At 71.1% G+C, this 19,279-nt stretch carries 15 protein-coding genes; 13 read left to right on the forward strand and 2 right to left on the reverse strand.

The genetic code is table 11. From position 1 onward, the window contains the following. Nucleotides 1-18 precede the first annotated feature (18 nt). The 6 genes from CF165_RS12830 (at nt 19) to CF165_RS12855 (ending at nt 8,294) form a co-directional block, all read left to right on the forward strand. Complete coding sequence (locus CF165_RS12830; protein ID WP_093947719.1) at nt 19-1,398, forward strand: ABC transporter substrate-binding protein; 1,380 nt, start codon at nt 19-21, stop codon at nt 1,396-1,398. Continuing rightward, complete coding sequence (locus CF165_RS12835; protein WP_205660838.1) at nt 1,395-2,348, forward strand: carbohydrate ABC transporter permease; 954 nt, start codon at nt 1,395-1,397, stop codon at nt 2,346-2,348. Before CF165_RS12830 ends, CF165_RS12835 begins: the two co-directional genes overlap by 4 nt. Beyond that, entirely contained in the window at nt 2,345-3,211 is an 867-nt protein-coding gene (locus CF165_RS12840; protein WP_167441434.1) for a carbohydrate ABC transporter permease, read from the forward strand. Before CF165_RS12835 ends, CF165_RS12840 begins: the two co-directional genes overlap by 4 nt. Before the next feature lie 26 nt (nt 3,212-3,237). Continuing rightward, nucleotides 3,238-5,370 carry a beta-galactosidase gene (locus CF165_RS12845; protein WP_093947721.1) on the forward strand — a complete coding sequence of 711 codons (2,133 nt, stop codon included), beginning with the start codon at nt 3,238-3,240 and terminating at the stop codon, nt 5,368-5,370. Between the two features lie 10 nt (nt 5,371-5,380). Beyond that, on the forward strand, nt 5,381-7,342 hold the full coding sequence (locus CF165_RS12850) for an RICIN domain-containing protein (RefSeq protein ID WP_093947722.1): 1,962 nt from the start codon (nt 5,381-5,383) through the stop codon (nt 7,340-7,342). Between the two features lie 97 nt (nt 7,343-7,439). Continuing rightward, the gene (locus tag CF165_RS12855) at nt 7,440-8,294 is read left to right on the forward strand and encodes a dienelactone hydrolase family protein (protein WP_240521561.1); all 855 of its coding nucleotides are present in this window, start codon (nt 7,440-7,442) and stop codon (nt 8,292-8,294) included. Between the two features lie 4 nt (nt 8,295-8,298). On the opposite strand, the gene CF165_RS12860 is transcribed toward CF165_RS12855, so the two are convergent. Then, on the reverse strand, nt 8,299-9,156 hold the full coding sequence (locus CF165_RS12860) for an alpha/beta fold hydrolase (protein ID WP_093947724.1): 858 nt from the start codon (nt 9,154-9,156) through the stop codon (nt 8,299-8,301). 98 nt (nt 9,157-9,254) lie between these two features. Here CF165_RS12860 and CF165_RS12865 point away from each other — a divergent pair, with 98 nt between their 5' ends. The 7 genes from CF165_RS12865 to CF165_RS12895 all read left to right on the forward strand — a co-directional run bounded on the left by CF165_RS12865 (nt 9,255) and on the right by CF165_RS12895 (nt 17,643). Then, nucleotides 9,255-9,692, forward strand: a complete 438-nt coding sequence (locus CF165_RS12865; RefSeq protein WP_093947725.1) for a winged helix-turn-helix transcriptional regulator — start codon at nt 9,255-9,257, stop codon at nt 9,690-9,692. A 74-nt stretch (nt 9,693-9,766) separates the two neighbouring features. After that, nucleotides 9,767-10,168 (forward strand): GntR family transcriptional regulator, encoded by a 402-nt coding sequence (locus CF165_RS12870; protein ID WP_093947726.1) that lies wholly within the window; start codon nt 9,767-9,769, stop codon nt 10,166-10,168. After that, nucleotides 10,165-11,250 (forward strand): DUF1648 domain-containing protein, encoded by a 1,086-nt coding sequence (locus CF165_RS12875; RefSeq protein ID WP_093947727.1) that lies wholly within the window; start codon nt 10,165-10,167, stop codon nt 11,248-11,250. The genes CF165_RS12870 and CF165_RS12875 overlap by 4 nt, the downstream gene beginning before the upstream one ends. A gap of 13 nt (nt 11,251-11,263) precedes the next feature. Next, nucleotides 11,264-12,241, forward strand: a complete 978-nt coding sequence (locus CF165_RS12880) for an alpha/beta hydrolase (RefSeq protein WP_093947728.1) — start codon at nt 11,264-11,266, stop codon at nt 12,239-12,241. Between the two features lie 358 nt (nt 12,242-12,599). Further along, nucleotides 12,600-13,577, forward strand: a complete 978-nt coding sequence (locus CF165_RS12885) for an Lrp/AsnC family transcriptional regulator (RefSeq protein WP_093947729.1) — start codon at nt 12,600-12,602, stop codon at nt 13,575-13,577. An 85-nt stretch (nt 13,578-13,662) separates the two neighbouring features. Further along, nucleotides 13,663-14,493, forward strand: coding sequence for an LLM class flavin-dependent oxidoreductase (locus CF165_RS12890; RefSeq protein ID WP_093947730.1), 831 nt, complete (start codon nt 13,663-13,665; stop codon nt 14,491-14,493). A gap of 78 nt (nt 14,494-14,571) precedes the next feature. Beyond that, entirely contained in the window at nt 14,572-17,643 is a 3,072-nt protein-coding gene (locus tag CF165_RS12895; RefSeq protein ID WP_093947731.1) for an NACHT N-terminal Helical domain 1-containing protein, read from the forward strand. Here the strand turns inward: CF165_RS12895 and CF165_RS12900 are convergent. After that, nucleotides 17,615-19,216, reverse strand: a complete 1,602-nt coding sequence (locus CF165_RS12900; RefSeq protein WP_093947732.1) for a long-chain-fatty-acid--CoA ligase — start codon at nt 19,214-19,216, stop codon at nt 17,615-17,617. The two genes, CF165_RS12895 and CF165_RS12900, sit on opposite strands and share 29 nt — an antisense overlap. Nucleotides 19,217-19,279 lie beyond the last annotated feature (63 nt).

Below are 19,279 nucleotides of genomic sequence, written 5' to 3' on the forward strand. Positions count from 1 at the left end.
TCCACCTGGAGTTCCGTCATGCCCGAACTCGTCCCGAACCGCGCCCTCAGCCGCCGGACCTTCCTCGCCGCCGCCGGCGCGGTGTCGCTCGGCGCCGCACTGGCCGCGTGCACCGGCAGTGGGGGAAGCGCCGCACCCGCCGCCGAACGGGTGAGCCAGGCCGACATCGACAAAGCGATGTCGACGCCCACCGAACTGGTCTTCTGGAGCTGGGCCCCGGAAATCGAGCAGGAGGTCGCCCTGTTCCAGCAGAAGTACCCGGCGATCAAGGTCAAGGTGCAGAACGCCGGCCAGGGGACGCCGCAGTACACGAAACTGCGGACCGCGCTGCAGGCCGGCACCGGCGCGCCCGACGTGGCGCAGGTCGAGTTCCAGTACCTCCCGACCTTCACGGTCCTGGACAGCCTGCTCGACCTGCGGCCGTATGGCGCCGATGCGCTGAAGGCCAAGTTCGTCGACTGGACGTGGGCCCAGGTCAGCGGGCCGAACGGCGAGGTCTTCGCGATCCCGCAGGACACCGGCCCGATGGGCCTGCTGTACCGCCAGGACATCTTCGATCAGTACGGCATCACCGTGCCGAAGACGTGGGACGAGTTCGCGGCCGCGGCGCGGAAACTGCACGCCGCCGCGCCGGACGTCTACCTGACCAACCTCGCCGCGAACCAGGCCGCGGCCTGGCACGGCCTGCTGTGGCAGGCCGGGGACAAGCCGTATGCGCTGTCCGGCAAGAGCGACATCACGGTCGCCGTCAATAGTGCCCCGGCCAAGAAGCTCGCCGGCTACTGGGGCGGGCTGGCCAAGGAAGGCGTCATCGGGACCGAGACGGACTTCACCGACTCCTGGTACGCCTCGCTCAACAACGGCAAGTACGCCACGTGGATCACCGCGGCGTGGGGACCGGCGTTCCTGTCCGGCTCGGCCAAGGCCACCGCGGGCAAATGGCGGGCCGCGCCGCTCCCGCAGTGGGACGCGGCCAAGCCGAGCTCCGGCAACTGGGGCGGCTCGACGACCGCGGTCCTGAAGAGCACGAAGAACCCGATCGCGGCGGCGATGTTCGCGCAGTTCCTCAACACCGACCCCGGCACCACGAAGATGTTCACCACCAAGCAGTTCTTCTTCCCGGCGACCAAGGCGCTGCTCGCCGACCCGTCCTTCACCGGCGACGCGCCGGCGTTCTACGGCGGCCAGAAGGTCAACGAAGTCTTCAGCGCGATCGGGGACACCGTTTCCCCGTCGTTCCAGTGGCCGCCGTTCCTCGACCAGGCGGTGACCGACTGGACCGAGACCGTCGGCAAGTCGCTGGCCGACAAGACCGACACGGTTGCCGCGCTCGACCAGTGGCAGACGCGGATCACGACGTTCGCCAAGAACCAGGGCTTCACGGTCCAAGGCGGATGAGCGCGATGACCGTCACCGCGAGCGCTGCCGCCAAACCGTCCTCAATGGACCGGATCGACCGGATCCGGCCGCGGCGGAAGCACCGTTCCGCCGGGCCGTGGTTCGTCGCCCCGTTCCTCGTCCTGTTCGTGCTGTTCTTCGTCACCCCGCTCGGCTACGCCGCCTATCTCAGCTTCTTCCAGCACAAGCTGATCGGCGGCACGGTCTTCGTCGGGCTGGACAACTACGTCAAGGCCGTCGCCGACCCCCAGTTCCTCCGGGGCGTGCTGCGGGTGGCGACGTTCTTCGTGATCCAGGTGCCGGTGATGCTGCTGCTGGCGCTGCTGTTCGCGCTCGCGCTCGACAGCGGCCTGATGTGGCTCTCGCGCGTGGTCCGGCTGGGCGTCTTCGTCCCGTACGCCGTGCCCAGCGTGGTCGCGACGCTGATGTGGGGCTACCTCTACGGCCAGGATTACGGGCCGTTCGCGCAGCTGAGCCGGTTCTTCGGCCTGCCGGTGCCGAAGTTCCTCACCGACAGCTGGATGCTCGGCAGCCTCGCGAACGTCGTGACGTGGGAGTTCGTCGGGTACAACATGATCATCCTCTACGCCGCCCTGCGGACCATTCCGGCCGAGCTGTACGAAGCGGCCGAAGTGGACGGTGCCGGCGCCTGGCGCACGGCCTGGTCGATCAAGCTCCCGGCCCTGCGCCCGGCGCTGCTGCTGACCTTGCTGTTCTCCGTGATCGGCAGCTTCCAGCTGTTCAACGAGCCGAAGCTGCTGAAGACCATCGCGCCCAACGTCATCGACAGCGGGTACACGGCGAACCTGTACGCGTACTCGCTGGCCTTCACCGGCCAGCAGGTCAACTACGCGGCCACCGTGTCGTTCCTGCTGGGCCTGGTCATCGTCGTCATCTCGTACACGATCCTGATCACCGCCAACCGCCGGAGCCGGAGGGCCGCGGCATGACCCACCGACCGGCCCGCCGTCGCAACGTCCCGCTGACCGTCGCCATGCTCGCCGCGCTGGCCTACTTCCTGCTGCCGCTGTTCTGGCTCGTCGTCGCCTCGACGAAGAGCACGCAGGACCTGTTCACGTCGTTCGGGCTGTGGTTCTCCAAGGTGCCACAGCTGTTCACCAACATCGGGGACACGCTGACGCACGAGGACGGGATCTTCCTGCGCTGGCTGCTGAACACGATCGGCTACGCCGTGGTCAGCGCGCTCGGCGCCGCGCTGCTCGCCGCGGCCGCCGGGTACGGGTTCGCGAAGTACCGCTTCCGCGGCCACGGCGCCGGGTTCAACCTCGTGCTCGGCGCGGTGATGGTGCCCGCGACGGCGCTGGCGATCCCGACCTACCTTTTGTTCTCCCAGGTGGGCCTGGTCAACACGCCGTGGGCGGTGATCCTGCCGTCGCTGGTCAACCCGTTCGGGCTCTACCTGATGCGGATCTACGCCCAGGACGCCGTCCCGGACAGCATCATCGAGGCCGCCCGGATCGACGGCGCGGGGGAGGCGCGGATCTTCTTCCGGATCGGGTTGCGGATGCTGGCCCCGGGGCTGGTCACCGTCGTGCTCTTCACGCTGGTCGCCACCTGGAACAACTACTTCCTGCCGCTGATCATGCTCAACGACCAGCGCCTGTACCCGGTCACCCTCGGGCTCGCCTTCTGGGCGGAGCAGGCCCAGAACGGCGGCGCCGGCGCGAGTGGCGAGATGCTGCCGCTGGTCCTGACCGGCTCCCTGCTCTCGATCATCCCGCTCGTCGTGGCTTTCCTGTTCCTGCAGCGGTACTGGCAGAGCGGGCTCGCCGCCGGCGCCGTCAAGCAGTGACATCGATCCTTCCTGGAGGTTGCACCATGGCGGACCTGCCCGCCCGTGTCCTGTTCGGTGCCGCGTACTACCACGAGTACCAGCCCTACGAGCGGCTCAAGACCGACCTCGACCTGATGGCCGAGGCGAAGTTCAGCGTCATCCGCGTCGGCGAGTCGGTCTGGTCCACCTGGGAGCCCGAAAACGGCCGGTTCGACGTGGACTGGCTGCAGCCGGTCCTCGACGGCGCCCACGAGCGCGGGATCTCCGTGGTGCTCGGGACGCCGACCTATGCCGTCCCGCCGTGGCTGGCCCGGCAGTACCCGGAGATCACCGGCGAACGGGCCACCGGGCAGCGGATCGGCTGGGGCGCCCGCCAGGAGGTCGACTTCACCCACCCGGCGTTCCGGTTCCACGCCGAGCGGGTGATCCACAAGATCCTCGCCCGCTACGCGGAACACCCGGCGGTCATCGGCTTCCAGGTGGACAACGAGCCGGGGCTGGAGCTGTTCCACAACCACGGCGTCTTCCAGCGGTTCGTCGACCACCTGCGCGCGAAGTACGGCGACGTCGAGACGCTCAACCGCGAGTGGGGCCTGGTCTACTGGTCGCACCGGCTCTCGACGTGGGCCGACCTGTGGACCCCGGACGGCAACGTCCAGCCGCAGTACGACGTCGCCTGGCGGGAGTTCCAGGCCCGCCAGACCACCGAGTTCATCGCCTGGCAGGCCGAAATCGTGCGCGGGTACGCGCGTCCCGGGCAGTTCGTCACCACCTGCATCTCCTACACGCGGCCGGCGGTCGAGGACGACGAGCTCACCGACAGCCTCGACATCGCCTCGGGCAACCCGTACTACGTCATGCAGGACGGGCTCGCGCTGCCGGACCCGGCCCCGGCGGGCCACGAGCAGAAGTGGAAGACCACCGGCGTCTGGGCGCTGTACCAGACCGCGGACTGGATGTTCTCCTCGCGCCAGGCCCCGTTCCTGGTCACCGAGACGAACGCGATGCACATCGGCCAGACCTGGGACAACCGGCCCGCGTTCGACGGCCAGTGGCGGCAGGCCGCCTGGGCGCTCGTCGCGCGCGGGGCCCGGATGATCGAGTACTGGCACTGGCACACGCTGCACTTCGGCGCCGAGACCTACTGGGGCGGCATCCTGCCGCACAGCGGACGGCCCGGCCGCACCTACGCCGAACTGGCCCGCCTCGGCGAGGAGTTCGAGCTGGCCGGCGCCACGGTCGCCGGGCTCGAGCCGGACGCGGACATCACGATGGTCTACTCGACGCCGAGCAAGTGGCTGATGCAGAAGTACCCCGCACTGTCCACACCGGACGGTGAGCCGGACGCCACGTCGTACCACCGGTTCTTCGACCCGTTCTACCGGGGCGCCTTCGACGCGGGGCGTCAGGTCCGGATCGTCCACATCAGACAGCTACACGATCCGCGCGGGGAACGAGAAGGTGTCGCGCCCGAAGATGCCGCCCGACGTCACCCCGTCCTGGTCGTCCCCGCGCTCTACCTGGCCGCGGACAGCACGGTGGACTGGCTGGCCGCCTACGCCCGCGCAGGCGGGCACCTCGTCCTCGGCCCCCGGACCGCCTACGCCGACCACGAAGGGCGGGCGCGGCACGAACCGGCGCCCGGGCGGCTCGTCGACGCCGCCGGCGTCTGGTACGACGAGTTCAGCAACCTCGGCGAGGACGTCCCGCTCAAGCCGGTTCCGGGCAGCCCCCTGGAACTGCCGGCGGACGCGGCGGCGACGCGCTGGGTCGACGGCCTGACGGTCCTCGACGCGCAAGTGCTCGCCGAGTACGACCACCCGCACTTCGGCCGCTGGCCGGCCGTCACGACCCGGCAGGAGGGGGCCGGCCGGGTCACCTGCGTCGGCACGGTCCCGGACGCCGCGTCCGGCCGGGCGCTGGCCCGCTGGCTGGTGCCGTTGCCGGCGCACGCGTGGCCGAACCTGCCGGAGTCCGTGACCGCGACCACCGGGACCGCGCCCGACGGCCGCCGGGTGCACGTCGTCCACAACTGGAGCTGGAACCCCACCCACGTGACCGCGCCCGCGCCGCTGTCCGACCTGCTCGACGGCACGAGCGTGCCGACGGGGATGGCCCTGAGCCTCGGCCCGTGGGACGTCCGCGTCTTCGTCGAACGTCCCCCTGCGAAGAAGTAGCGAGGTACCGATGGCCCGATCCTTCAAGGTGGTGCTGCTCGTCGTCGTCGCGGCACTGCTGGGCGTGAGCCCGGCGGCGACCGCGCGGACGAGCGGCCCGACGACGATCTTCAAGCCGGCGGCCGCGGCGGGGTACGTCAACCCCGGTGTCATGTACGCGCGGTCGATCACCCTGCACCACAACGGCGAAGCCAACGGGACGCTGGTCTCGACGTTCGAGGTCTACCGGAACGCGGGCGCCCCCGTGTTCCCGGTGTACCGCAGCAGCGACGCCGGGAAGAACTGGACGTCCGTCTCGCAGGTCACCGATACGGTCAACGGCTATGGCATGCGCTGGAACCCGGAGATCTACGAACTCCCGGCGCAGCTCGGCACGCTCCCGGCGGGCACCCTGCTCGTCTCGGGGCTGTCGGTGCCGTCGGACATGAGCTCCACCGAAATCCTGCTCTACGCCAGCACGGACATCGGGAAGACGTGGAAGCTGCTCAGCTCGGTGGCCAAGGGCGGGCCGGCCAAGGTGCAGGACCCGAACACGCCGGTGTGGGAACCGGTGCTGCTGATGCACGACGGCAAGCTCGTCGTGTACTACTCCGACCAGCGCGACAACGCGAAGCACTCGCAGAAGCTCGTCCACCAGGTCACCACGAACGGCCGGACGTGGGGGCCGGTCGTCGACGACGTCGCCTACCCCGCGCAGTCCGCCCGGCCCGGCATGGCGACGGTCGCGCAGCTGCCCGGCGGGCGGTGGATCATGACCTACGAGTACTGCGGGGCCCCGCAGGGCAGCTGCCCGGTCTACTACCGCATCGCGACCGACCCGGAGAAGTTCCTCCAGGCCGACGACCACCAGATCATCCTCGACGACGGCAGCAAGCCGTGCTGCCAGCCGTTCGTCGTCTGGACGCCCGCGGGCGGGCCGCAGGGCACGATCGTGGTCAGCGACGGCGGCCAGACCGCGCTCGCCGTCAACACCGCGGGCGGTGACCCCACGCAGTGGCGGTCGCAGGCGTCCAACGCGCCCGGTGGGTACAGCCGCGGCCTGATGGTGATGCCGGACGGCAACACGGTCATGTCCGTCACCGGCGGGTACCACGACAGCAACTACCTCAACACCGTCGAGTTCGCCCTCGACCACGTCGCGCCGGGCATTTCCACGGGCGCGACGTACACGCTGACGAACGACCACTCCGGCCTGAACCTCGGCGTCGACCGCACGTCGGCTGTCCAGCAGAGCGGCGCCGCGGCGTGGGTGCTCGACCGCCGGCCGAGCGGGTACTTCACGGTGGCCAACGCGGGCCGGGTCCTGTCGGTCGTCGGTGGGTCCACAGTGGACGGCGCGCGGCTTGAGGTGCGCACGCCTTCGCCGGGCTCGGCGACCCAGGAGTGGGCCGTCGCGCAGCAGACGGACGGGACCTTCGAACTCGTGAACCGCAAGAGCGGCAAGCTCCTGGAGGACTTCGCCTGGTCCGCTTCGCCGGGGGCGCCGATGGCGCAGTGGTCGGACACCGACGGCCGCAACCAGCGGTGGACGCTGCACCAGACCGCGCCGCCGGACCTCACGGACGGCGACTTCACGATCCAGAACCAGCTGGGCAGGTACCTGGAGATCTCGGCCGGGTCCACGGCACCGGGCACGCAGGCCGACCAGTGGTGGTACGCGAACCAGCCGTGGCACCTGTGGCACTTCGTCGCGGCGGGCGGCGGTTACCGGATCGTCAACGCGAAGTCGGGTCTGGCGCTCACCGACACGCATCCGGCGGGCAGTGAAGCGATCACCCAAACGGCCGTCGACACCGGCAACCCCCAGCAGGTCTGGACCCTGGTCTCGAGCGGGGACCGGACGCTGATCGAGAACGTGGGCAGCGGACGGTTCGTCACGATCACGAACGGTTCGCCGTCGAACCTGGCGAAGGCGGTTTCCTGGACGGAACTGGACACGCCCGACCAGTTCTGGACGGTCCGCCGTCTGTAACTTTCAGCGGTGAGTTGTGGCGTTCGCACCGGTGGCAGGACGCTCGGGTGAACGCGACCGGCTTCCGCCCGTCGCGTTCACCCGAGGAGGTAAGGCAATGCGACGCGTTCTCTCCCGAGCCGTGACCACGGCCGTGGCGGTCCTGGGCCTGGTCGCCCCGGCGGCCGCCGCGGCCAACCCGTACCAGCGGGGGCCGGATCCCACCCTCACGAGCGTGGCGGCACCGTACGGGCCGTTCGCGACGGCGCAGGCGAAAGTCCCGCCCGGCAACGGGTTCAACGGCGGGTACGTCTACTACCCGACCGACACCCGCCTCGGCACGTGGGGCGCGGTCGCGATCGTGCCCGGCTACTCCGCCTTGTTCGCCAACGAAGAGGCGTGGATGGGCCCGCGGCTGGCGTCCTTCGGCTTCGTCGTCATCGGCATCGAGACCAACAGCCGGACCGACAGCGCCGACGCCCGCGCCACGCAGCTGCTCGCGGCGCTGGACTACCTGACGCAGAAGAGCCCGGTGCGCACCCGGGTGGACGCGAGCAGGCTGGGCGTCATCGGTCATTCGGCGGGCGGCGCGGGGGCGCTTCTCGCGGCGCTGCGGCGCCCGTCGCTGAAGTCCGCGGTCGGGCTGGCGCCCGGCTCCCCGGTGGGCAACCTCGACCTGTCCGGCGACCAGGTGCCGACGATGTTCATCGCCGGCCAGCGCGACCCGGTCGTCACCCCGGCGTACCTCGACAAGCTGTGGGCCACCCTGCCGGCGGCCCTGAAGAAGGCCTACGTGCAGATCACCGGCGTGGACCACCTGTTCGCAACCCGGCCGAACACGGTCGAGATGCGCACGCTGATCCCGTGGCTGAAGCTGTCCCTCGACCAGGACACGCGCTATGAGAGGTTCCTGTGCCCGACGGTGGCGGACGCCACGGGCATCTCGATGTACCGCAGCACCTGTCCACTGTAGACAGTCAGGGCAGCCGGGCGGGCACGCCGTCGCCGTCCAGGAAGGGGCGCAGCAGCGCGAGCAGGGCGTGCGGGCGGTGCAGCGGGATGATGTGGCCGCAGTCCTCGAGGACGTGCTCGGTGAGATCGTCGGCGATCGGCCGGAGCTGGCGGCCGAGTGCCGCCCCGACGGGCTTGGCCCCCAGTGCCATCGTCGGCACGGTCAGGCGGGCGGTGCTGACCGCCCGCTCGAGCTGGGCCGCGCTCTCGGGCAGGGCCCGGTAGTACGAGAACGCGCAGCGCAGGGCCTCGCGGCCGGTGTAGGCACGGACGAAGGCGTCCCGGATCGCCGGGCGCACGCCGTCGCCGAGCGTGCCGGCGCGCAGGAACCAGTCGATGTAGGCGTCCTCATGGCCCTCCAGCACGGTTTCGGCGAGGCCGGGCGCGGCGGCGTGAAAGCCGAACCACCACGGCGGCCCGCCGGCGAGGAACTCTTCGGCGCCGGGCAGCCCGCCCAGCACGGACTCCATGACGACCAGGCGCCGGACGAGCCCGGGGCGGCGCAAAGCCAGGAGGAACGCCGGCGCGGCACCCGCGTCGATGCCCGCCACCGCGGCCGAGGACTCGCCGAGCGCGGTGAGCAGCGCCTCGGCGTCCTCGGCAAGGGTGCCCGCGTCGTACCCGGAGGCGGCCCGGCCGCTCGCGCCGAACCCGCGCAGGTCCGGCGCGATGACGCGGTGGTCCGCCGCCAGCTCGGCCATGACGTCCGTCCACAGTTCCCACGTGTGCGGGAAACCGTGCAGCAGCAGGACGGCCGGACCCGCGCCGGCGAGGGCGACGTTCAGCTCGACATCGTTGACGGGGACACGGCGCAGCTCGGGCACGGAGGGCTCCAGGGGGTGGCGATGGGTGACGTGGTCACCGTAGGGAACTAGCCTGGACCACCCAAGACGGCACTTTTCGTTCAGGTGGTGAGCTCCAGGTGACCACGTCGGCTCCCGGTGGTCGTGAGCGGCGGCCCGGCCGGCGCGGTGACCTGCTGGACCCGCTCTGCCCCACGCGCCAGCTGCTCGACCGCGTCGGCACCAAGTGGACGTCGATGACGGTCAAGGTGCTGGCCGAGGCCGCTCCCGGCGAGCTCCGGTTCGCCGAACTGCGCCGCCGGATCCCGGGGATCTCCCAGAAGATGCTGTCCGTCACGCTGCAGAGCCTGGTCCGCGACGGCCTGGTCGCGCGCCGCGTGGAACCGACCGTGCCGCCCGCGGTCCACTACCGGCTCACCGCACTCGGCCTGTCCCTCGAAACACCGCTCGCGGCCCTGCGGGACTGGGCCGAGACCCACATGCCGGAGATCGACCGCAACAACCGTCTCGCCGACGAACCGGCTTCCGGCCAGGGCGCACGTCCGACCGAGAGCTGACCGCCGGCGTTCTTGCCAAACCTTGTCGCGGTGTTCTATAACTACTAGAACAGCTGGCCAAGGAAGGCGGTCACGTGCTCATCAGCCTCGACCTGTCCGGCGACGTGCCGATCTACCAGCAGCTGCGGGACCGCATCGTGGAGGGCATCGCGGCGGGCACCTTGACCGGCGGCGAGTCGCTGCCGTCCACGCGGCAGCTCGCGGCGGACTTCGGCATCAACTTCCACACGGTCAACAAGGCGTACGACCTGTTGCGGCAGCAGGGTTTCGTGCGCCTGAACCGGAAGTCCGGGGCGGTGGTCGACCCGGCCGCGGCGGACGACGCGTTCGCGGCCGGCTGGTCGGTGCGGGCACGCACGTTGCTCGCCGAGGCGGTCGCCAAGGGGCTGCCCGCGGACGAGGTGCTGGCGACGTGCCGCGCCCTGCTCGCGGACTTCGGCGAGCAAGACGAGCGACAAGGGGATGAGGCATCGTGACCACGACCGGTGTTGTGGCGAACCTGGTGCTGATGGCGCTGCTGAGCTACCTGGCCTGGCTGACGCCGGTGCTGTCCGCCCGGAGTGTGCGGTTCGGCGTGCGGGTCCCGGACGACCGGATCGAGGATCCCTTGGTGCGGCGGGAAACCGCCCGGTTCCGGACCGCGGTGCTGCTCGCCGGCGTGGTCATCGCCCTGGCCGGCGTGGGCCTGATCCTGACGGCCGGGATCGCGCTGCTCCCCGTGGCCGTGCTGGCGATGGTGATCGTCTGGTACCTGCTGTACTTCCGGGCCAACCGGGTGATCACGGCCGCCAAGCGTCAGCAGAACTGGTACGAGGGTGTCCGCCAGGGCGTCACCGCCGACACCTCGCTGCGCAGCGACCCGCCCCGGTTCCCGTGGGCGTGGCTGCTGCTGCCGGTGCTCGTCGTGGCCGCGACGGTCGTCGCCGGTGTGATCCGCTACCCGGACCTGCCGGACACCCTGCCGGTGCACTTCTCCGGCGGCACCGCGGACCGGTTCGCGCCCAAGTCCGTGGGAAGCGCTTTCCAGATCGTGTTCATCCAGGCCGCCCTGACGGTGATCCTCTGCGTCGTGGGTGTCCTGGTGTTCCGCGGCCCGGCCGACGTGGACCCGGCACGGCCCGCCGCGTCCGTCCGGGCGCACCGGAAGTTCGTGACCCGGCTGGGAAAGGCGCTCATCGCGCTGGCCACGCTGTTCGACGCCGGCCTGTTCGCCGCGGCCTGGGCGACGTGGGACGCCTCGCCGGACGCCGGGTTCCTGCTGCCGCTGACCCTCGGGCCGGTCGCCGCCGGCGTGGCGATCCTCGTGGCGATCGTGGCGGGGCGCAACCGGGACCGTGAGCCCGACGAGCACACCGGACTGTCCCACCGGGACGACGACGGCAACTGGATCGGTGGCGTGCTCTACCGCAACGCGGCCGACCCGTCGTGGTTCGTGGCCCGCCGGTTCGGCGTCGGCTGGACCGTCAACGTCGGCAACCGCACCGCGCTGATCACCTGCCTCGGGCTGACCGCCGCGCTCGTCCTGCTCGGCATCTTCCTGCCCTACCTCCTGCACTGAAGAAGGGATTCCCATGCACAGCCTGCTGGTCGCGGCCCTGATCGCCGCGACCGTTTCACCGGCCGGCGGCATCCCGGCCACCGATCGGGAGCTCACCTTCCAGTCCGGCGGAATCGCCGCCCACGGCACCCTGCACGTGCCCGCGCACCGCCCCGGCGACCGGCTCGCGGCCGCGTTGCTGCTGCCCGGCAGCGGGCCCACCGACCGGAACGGCAACCAGGCCGGCATCCACCCCGGCACGTTGGCGCTCATGGCGGACGCGCTGGGCCGGGACGGCGTCATGACGTTCCGGTTCGACAAGTACGGCAGCGGGCCGGCTCCCACCCTGCCGCCCGCCGGCAGCGGCTACAGCGTCTTCATCCGCCAAGCCGATGCCGCGTATGAGACTCTGCGGGCGCAGCCGGAGACGAATCCGTTCGCGATGCTCGTGGCCGGCCACAGCGAGGGCGGCATGAACGCGCTGCTCGTCGCCACGTCCGTGCGGCCGCGGCCGGCCGGGTTGGCGCTCGTCGCGCCCCAGGACCTGCGGATCCTCGACTTGATCCAGCTGCAGGTCGGTGCGCAGCTCGACGCCGCCCTGCCGCCGGATCAGGCCCGTGTCCAGAAGGACCTGGTCGCCGCCTGGATCGCGGACTTCCGCGCCGGACGGCCCACCAGTACCGACGGCATGCTGCCGGCGCTGGTCCCGCTGTTCCGCACACTCGCCGCCCAGAGCATCTACCTGCGCCCCGACGACGCGATCTACCCACCGGACGTGGCCCGCCACGTGCCTGCCGGGACGCGGGTGCTGGTGACGTGCGGGACCGCCGACGCCAACGTCCCGTGTGACACCTTGCCGCCGTTGCTGCGCGCGCTGCGCGGAGAGCACCTGGCCACCCTGGACGGGATCGACCACTTCCTGCACCCGGCCGGCAGCCCCGTCGACGACCAGCCACTGGCGCCGGGTTTCCTCGCGGCGCTGCACCAGTGGGCGAGGTACTGGTCCCGCTGACCCGTGCCGGATGGTCGCTTGCCTTTCGCAGCGCGGAAAGCAGCATTTCTGTCGGTGCCTGCCGGTAGCGTGGAAAACGGGGGGCGCCCCCGCGGGTCGCAGGGGTTCCGGCAAAGTCGATCGTGGCCGCGGGGTTCCGTGGTGAAAGCCGGGTTGCGAGCTGCCGGCCCGTGTCCTGAATGACTCATTCAGGACGTCAGAGGTCCCCAATGACTCATTCACGACCTTCGGAACCACGGCCGCCCTCGGCGACCAGCGGTCAAGGGGCCGAGCCGGGCGAGCGCAGGTGGGTGTCCGGGCACGCAACTTCGCCGGAACTTCGCCGGGTGCTCGTCGTTGCGGCCGTTACCGTGGCCGGGTGGACTCCGTGGAGCTGGGGCTGCTGCAGGCGTTGCAGATCGACGGGCGGGTGGCGTTCAGCCGGGTCGCCGAGGTGCTCGGGGTGTCGGACCAGACCGTGGCGCGGCGGTACCAGGCCCTGCGTGCCGCCGGCACCGTCCACGTCGTGGGGCTCACCCTGGCGGAGGCCGTCGGGGAGGAGACCTGGCTCGTCCGGGTCGGGTGCGCGCCGGGCACGGCCGACCGGCTGGCGCAGGTGCTGGCGGCCCGGCCCGAGACGTCGTGGGTGCACGTCGCTTCCGGCGGCGCGGAAATCGGCTGCATGGTGCGCACCCCGGCGGAGGCGGCCACGTCGTCGGTGCTCGCGCGCCTGCCCCGCACGTCGCCGGTGACCCGCGTCAGCGCGCACTGCGTCGTGCACGTCTTCTTCGGCGGGCCCACCAGCCCGCTGACCAAGGCCGGTCCGCTCACGCCGGACCAGGTCGAGCGGCTCCGGCCGGCGGAGGCCGCCACGGCGTCGCCGGACGAGCCGGTCGAGCTGACCGACGGCGACCGGGCCCTGCTGGCCGAGCTGGGCCGCGACGGCCGGATCGGCTTCCGCGAGCTGGCCAAGGCCACCGGCTGCTCGCAGACGACGGTCCGGCGGCGGCTCGCCGAGCTGCGCCGGGCGGGCGTGCTGTACTTCGACGTCGACTTCGCGCCCGCACTGATGGGGATGCGCACCACCGCGTCGCTCTGGCTGTCGGTGGCTCCCCGTCACCTCGCGGCCGCCGGCGCGGCCCTCGCCGGGCACACCGAGGTGAGTTTCGCCGCGGCCACGACCGGGCCGTCCAACCTGTACGTCACCGTCCAGTGCCGCAACCCGCACGCGCTCTACACCTACTTGACCGGTCCGCTGGCCGCCCTGCCCGGGGTGTCCGCGGTGGAGACCGCACCGATGATGCGCACGGTCAAGCAGTCGGAAATCGCCATCCAACCGGGGAAAGCCGGAAAATAACGCCGAGGATCACGACTTTCCTGGGGTTCGCCCGGCCGACGTGGCGAAAGTGGGCCGATAGCCCCCGCCCGAAAGGAAAGTTCGCATGTCCGTAGGCATCGGCCTGCCCGTCGCCCGCCCCGAAGCGCTGCTCGACTGGGCACAGCGCGCCGACGACGGCCCGTTCACCACCCTGGGCCTGGCCGACCGGCTCATCTGGGACAACCCCGAGCCGCTCGTCACCCTCGCCACGCTCGCCGGCGCGACCCGCCGGATCCGGCTGCAGACCGAGGTTCTGCTCGCCCCGCTGCGTGAACCCGCGCTGCTCGCGAAGCAGGCCGCCACCCTCGACCGGCTCTCCGGCGGGCGGTTCACGCTCGGGCTCGGCGTGGGCGGCCGCGCGGACGAATTCGACCTCGTCGGCGTGGACCTGCGCACCCGCGGACGCCGGTTCGACGAGCAGCTGAAGATCATGAAGGACATCTGGTCCGGCGGCCCGATCGGCCCGGCCCCCGCCCGCGACGGCGGCCCCGAGGTGCTGATCGGCGGCTTCGCCGGACCGGCCCTCGACCGCGTGGCCCGCTTCGGCGACGGATTCCTCTGCGCGGCCCCGCTTCCCCTGGCGGGACGGCAGGTCGAGCACGTCGAAACGGCCTGGACCCGTGCCGGGCGGCCGGGACGGCCACGGCTGGTCGGGCAGGTGACCGTCGCGCTCGGCCCTGAGTCCACAGTGGACGAAGCACGGGACCAGATCCTCGGCTACTACGCGTTCGACGCCGACCTCGCCGCCGACACCGCGGAGCGTCTGCTGACCACCCCCGCGGCCATCCGCGCGGCGGTGGCGGAGTTCACGGCGCTCGGCGCCGACGAGGTGATGTTCTACTGCTGGTCACCCGACACCGACCAAGTCGACCGGCTCGCCGACGTGGTCGGCTAGGCTTTTTCCGCGAGGCCGTTCGCCGTGAATTCCTGACCGTTCCGACCACGAGGGGGCGCCACGATCACGGAAAGCGCGTTGCTGAAGATCGGGCAGGCGGTGGCCAGGCAAGTCGCCCTCTCGTGGTTCGCCGACAAGAAGGCCGCGAGCCGGCGTGGGCGCGACCTCGCCAAGCTCGTCCGCGCGCGGTTCCCGATGCGGCGCGCCGAACGGGACGTGCTCGACGCGCTCGTGCGGATCGAGGACGACGTCGCCGACCAGCTGGCGCCCGGGTTGGCCGGCGCCGCGCACGGGCTGCCGGACCACGAGCGGGAGGCCGCCTACGAGGCGGTGTCGGACGCGCTCGAGGACGTCGACCTGTCCGACGACGCGTTGTTCGACGTCGATGTCGACCCGGCGGCGCTGGCTTCGCTGGTGCGCAAGCAGAAACCGGTCGAGCTGGTCGGGTTGTCGGAGCGCGCCGCCGGGCTCTACGAGGTGGCGCTGGACCGGGCGTGCGTCGTCCTCGTGCACCTGGTCCGGGAACTCCCGGAGTTCGACGCCGCGGTCGCGGTCGAGAATCTCACCCGGTTGCGGACGGTGCTCGGCGGCCTGACCGAGCTGCTCGAACGCGTGCCCGCCCGCAGCCTGGACGCCCCGGCGGGCGCGGACCTGGACGAGCGGTTCCGCCGCCGGTACCTCGAGCGGGTTCGCCAGGCCTGCGACCAGCTCGAAGTGATCGGCCTGACCACCCACAGCTACGAGCCCAGGACCACGCTCAGCGTCGCCTACCTGAGCCTGACCGTGACGACCGACGCCGGACGCGGCCCCGGGACCCGGGCGAAGCCGGTGACCGACTGGCTCATCGAAGGCGCGGGTGGTTCGCGCTCCGCCGAGAACCTGAGGGTCGAGCCGGCGCTGGGTGGCAGCCGGCTGACCGTCGTGCGCGGCGAGGCGGGCGCCGGGAAGTCGACGCTGCTGCGGTGGCTGGCGGTCAACGCCGTGCAGGCCGCCTTCACCGACACGCTCGCCGACTGGAACGCGTGCGTGCCGTTCCTGGTCAAGCTGCGCGACTTCGCCGACCGGCCCCTGCCGCGCGGCGACGAGCTGCTCACCCAGGCCAGTTCACCGCAGTTCGGCCCGTTCCCGCCGGAATGGGTCCACCGGCAGTTCGAGTCGGGCACCTCGCTGCTGCTGGTCGACGGGGTGGACGAGCTGGTCGCCCAGCGGCGCCCGCTGGTCCGGCAGTGGCTGGCGAACCTGCTGGCCGCCTACCCGTCGCTGCGGGTCGTCGTCACCTCCCGCCCCACGGCGGTGACGTCGAGGTGGCTGGTGCGTGAGGGTTTCCGTTCGGTGGTCCTGGAACCGATGACCTCGGCCGACGTCCAGGTGTTCCTCCGCCGCTGGCACGACGCGCTGCTCGACTCGGCGCCCGACCCCGCGCTGCTGCCGTGCCGCCCGGACCAGGTCCGGGAGCACCAGCGGGCACTGCTGGCCCAGCTGCAGGCCAGGACCCACTTGCGGGCGCTGGCCAGGAGCCCCCTGCTGTGCGCGATGCTCTGCGCCCTCAACCTGGACCGCCGCGCGCGGCTGCCCCGCGACCGGGTGGCGCTGTACACGGCGGCACTGGAGATGCTGCTGGAACGCCGGGACGCCGATCGGAACGTGCCCGCCGAGGTCCAGGTCTCGGCAGGCGAGAAGCTGGTGCTCCTGCGGGGCCTGGCGTGGTGGCTGAACGAGAACGGCCGCTCGGAGATGAGCCGTGAGCAGGCACTCGGCCGGATGCGGGAGCGGCTGCGCGGCATGCCGAACGTGCGGGAGAGCGCGGAGGTGCTCCTGGACCACCTGGTGGAACGCAGCGGCGTGATCCGGCAGCCGGTGCAGGGCCGGATCGACTTCATCCACCGGACGTTCCAGGAGTTCCTCGCGGCGCAGGAAGCGGTGGGCCGGGACAGCATCGACCTCCTGGTCCGCCACGGGAAGTCCGACCTGTGGCGGGAAACCGTGCTGATGGCGTGTGCCCAGGGTTCGGAGGAACAACGGGGCAGGCTGCTGAACGGCATCCTCGACGAAGCCGCGAAAGCGAGCCCGAAGGTGGCCCGGCAGCTGAAACTGCTGGCGGCGGCCTGCAAGGAGACCGCGATCCTGGCACCCCCGGAGGTGCTGTCCCGCGTCGACGACTGCATCAGGAGCCTGGTCCCGCCCCGCAGTGTCCGCGAAAGTCGCTCCCTGGCCACGGTGGGCGAGGCGGTCCTGGACTACCTGCCGGATTCCGTCGAAGAGCTGTCCCCTGCCAGGGCCGCGGCCTGCGTGCGAACCGCGTCGCTGGTCAACGGCCCCCGCGCGCTGGAGAAGCTGGCACGTTACGCACCGGACCCGCGAGTGGGCGTGCAGGAGGAACTCGTCCGGGCGTGGAAGTACTTCGACCCGGAGAGCTACGCCCGCAACGTGCTGGCCGACGCTCCGCTCATATCGCCGGCGAAGCCGATGTACAAGAAGGTCGAGGTCGAGTTCGCCGCCGCGGTTCCCTTTCTGCACCTGCTCCGCCACCTGCGCTCGTGCCGGGTGAACCTCTGGAAGCACGGGCCGGTGGCCGACGAGATCCGGGCACTTTCCGAGGCGCGCCAGCTGAAGGAGCTCACCCTGCTCGGGGACATCGCCCCCGAAACGCTGCCCGGGCTCGCGAAGCTGACCAGACTCGAAGAGCTTTTCGTCAACTTCACCACGGGATGGCCGTCTTCGCTCGATTTCCTGGCGGAGCTGACGCAGTTGTGGCGGATTCACCTGGTCAACGCCGGAAACGTGCGCGACTTCAGGTTCTTGCGCGCCATGCCGGACCTGCGCATGATCTTCCTGCTGCACAACCCGGTCCAGGACTGGATGGACGAAGTGGCCTGCCCGGAGAAAGTGGGCAGCATCTACGCGAAGGGCGTCGACAGCACCGAAAACCTGCGGAAGGTGCTCGCGCGGTTTCCCCGGCTCAAGAACCTCACCTTGGGCAGGGCCACGGCCACCGATTTGAGCCCGCTGCGCGATTCGGGTGTCGAAAACCTCGGCCTCGTGGACTGCGGAGAGCTGGATGTGAGTCCGCTGGACCACAACGAGATCTCCATCTTGTCTTCCCAAGGGGTCGTGCCCGTCGTCAATGTGAACCGCTTCCGGCCGAAGTGACCGTGCGCGTCGGCGTCCGGACCGTCCGATAGGCGATGTCCCGCCCGGTGCGCTCCCAGAGCACGTCGGGGCAGTTCAGGCCTTCGGCGGAAAGCCGCCGCTTGAGGACCTTGAACGTCGATGTCCGCGGGAGTTCCCGGACCGTGCGCACGTACTTGGGTACCTGTTTGGGCCCGAGATCGGGCTGGCCGGCGAGGAAACGGCCGAACTCGGCGGGTTCCAGGGGCGTGCCGCCGGTGACGATGGCGGCCATCACCTGGTCTCCGGTCACCGGGTCGGGCACCGCGTAGACGGCGGTGTCGGTGATCGCGGGGTGCCGCAGCAGGATCCGCTCGATCGGCGCGGTGCCGAGGTTCTCGCCGTCGACGCGGAGCCAGTCGCCGAGCCGCCCGGCGAAGTAGCAGAATCCGTCGGTGTCGGCGTAGGCGAGGTCGCCGGTGTGGAACCGGCCGTCGCGCAGCCGTTCCGCGTCGGCTTCGGGGTCGCGGTAGTACCCGGCGAACCAGCCGGCGCCCGCGGTGTTGACCAGTTCGCCGACGGCTTCCTCGGCGTTGATCAGGTGGCCGTCGGCGTCGAATTCGGCCGGTGGGCAGGGCCGGCCGGTGTGCGGGTGCAGGATCGTCACGTCGCCGGCGGGCCTGCCGATCGAGCCGGGCGGGGTGTCGTCGGTGCGGGCGAACCCCACTCCGCCTTCGGTGGAGCCGAACGCGTCGATGACCTTGCAGCCGAAGCGTTCCTCGAACGCGGTCAGGTCGGCGTTCGCTCCTTCGTTCCCGTAGACGAGGCGCAGGGGGTTGTCCGCGTCGTCCGGACGTGGGGGAGTGGCGAGGACGTAGGACAGCGGTTTGCCGACGTAGTTGGCGTAGGTCGCGCCGAACTTCCGCACGTCGGGGAGGAAGCCGGAAGCGGAGAACCGGCGGCGCAGGGCGATGCCGGCACCGGCCGCGAGCCCGACCGCCCAGCCGGCCATGATCGCGTTGGAGTGGAACATCGGCATCGTGACGTACACCGTGTCCGATGCGGACAGCCGGAAGCGCTCGGCGAGCATCGCGCCGGGAAAGGCGATCTTGCCGTGGGTGCAGCGCACGGCCTTCGGGTCGCCGCTGGTGCCGGAGGTGAAGATCAGCATCAGCAGGTCGTCGGCCGACGCGGGGACGGGCTCGATCGGCGCGTTCGCCGACGGCCACGACTCCAGGTCCCGCACGCCGATCCCGCCGAGGTCCAGCCCCTCCAGCAGGGGCCGGTACTTCCGCTCGGCGAGCACGAACTGGCAGTCGGCGAGCCGGATGTCCCGTGCGAGGGCTTCGCCGCGCCGGGTGGGGTTGAGCCCGACCAGCACCGCCCCGGCGAACGCGCAGGCGCCCAAAAGGACGGAGAACGCCGGTACGTTGTCGGCCAGGATGCCGACATGCGGCGGTTCGTCCCACCGCAACGTTTGCCGGAGGTCGCCCGCGCGGCGTGCCGAAGCCCGGACGTGCTCGGCCCACGAATACGTCTCCTCCTCGAACCGCAGGCCGGGCCGCTCGTCCTCGGCGCGGGCCAGCAGGAGCTCGGTCACCGTGGGGACGTTCACCCGGTACCTCCCGGCCCTTGAAACTGAAACACGTTCTATTTTTAGCACGGTGCCCGCCTGACG

The sequence above is a fragment of the Amycolatopsis vastitatis genome (assembly GCF_002234595.1).
GTDB classification, from domain to species: domain Bacteria; phylum Actinomycetota; class Actinomycetes; order Mycobacteriales; family Pseudonocardiaceae; genus Amycolatopsis; species Amycolatopsis vastitatis.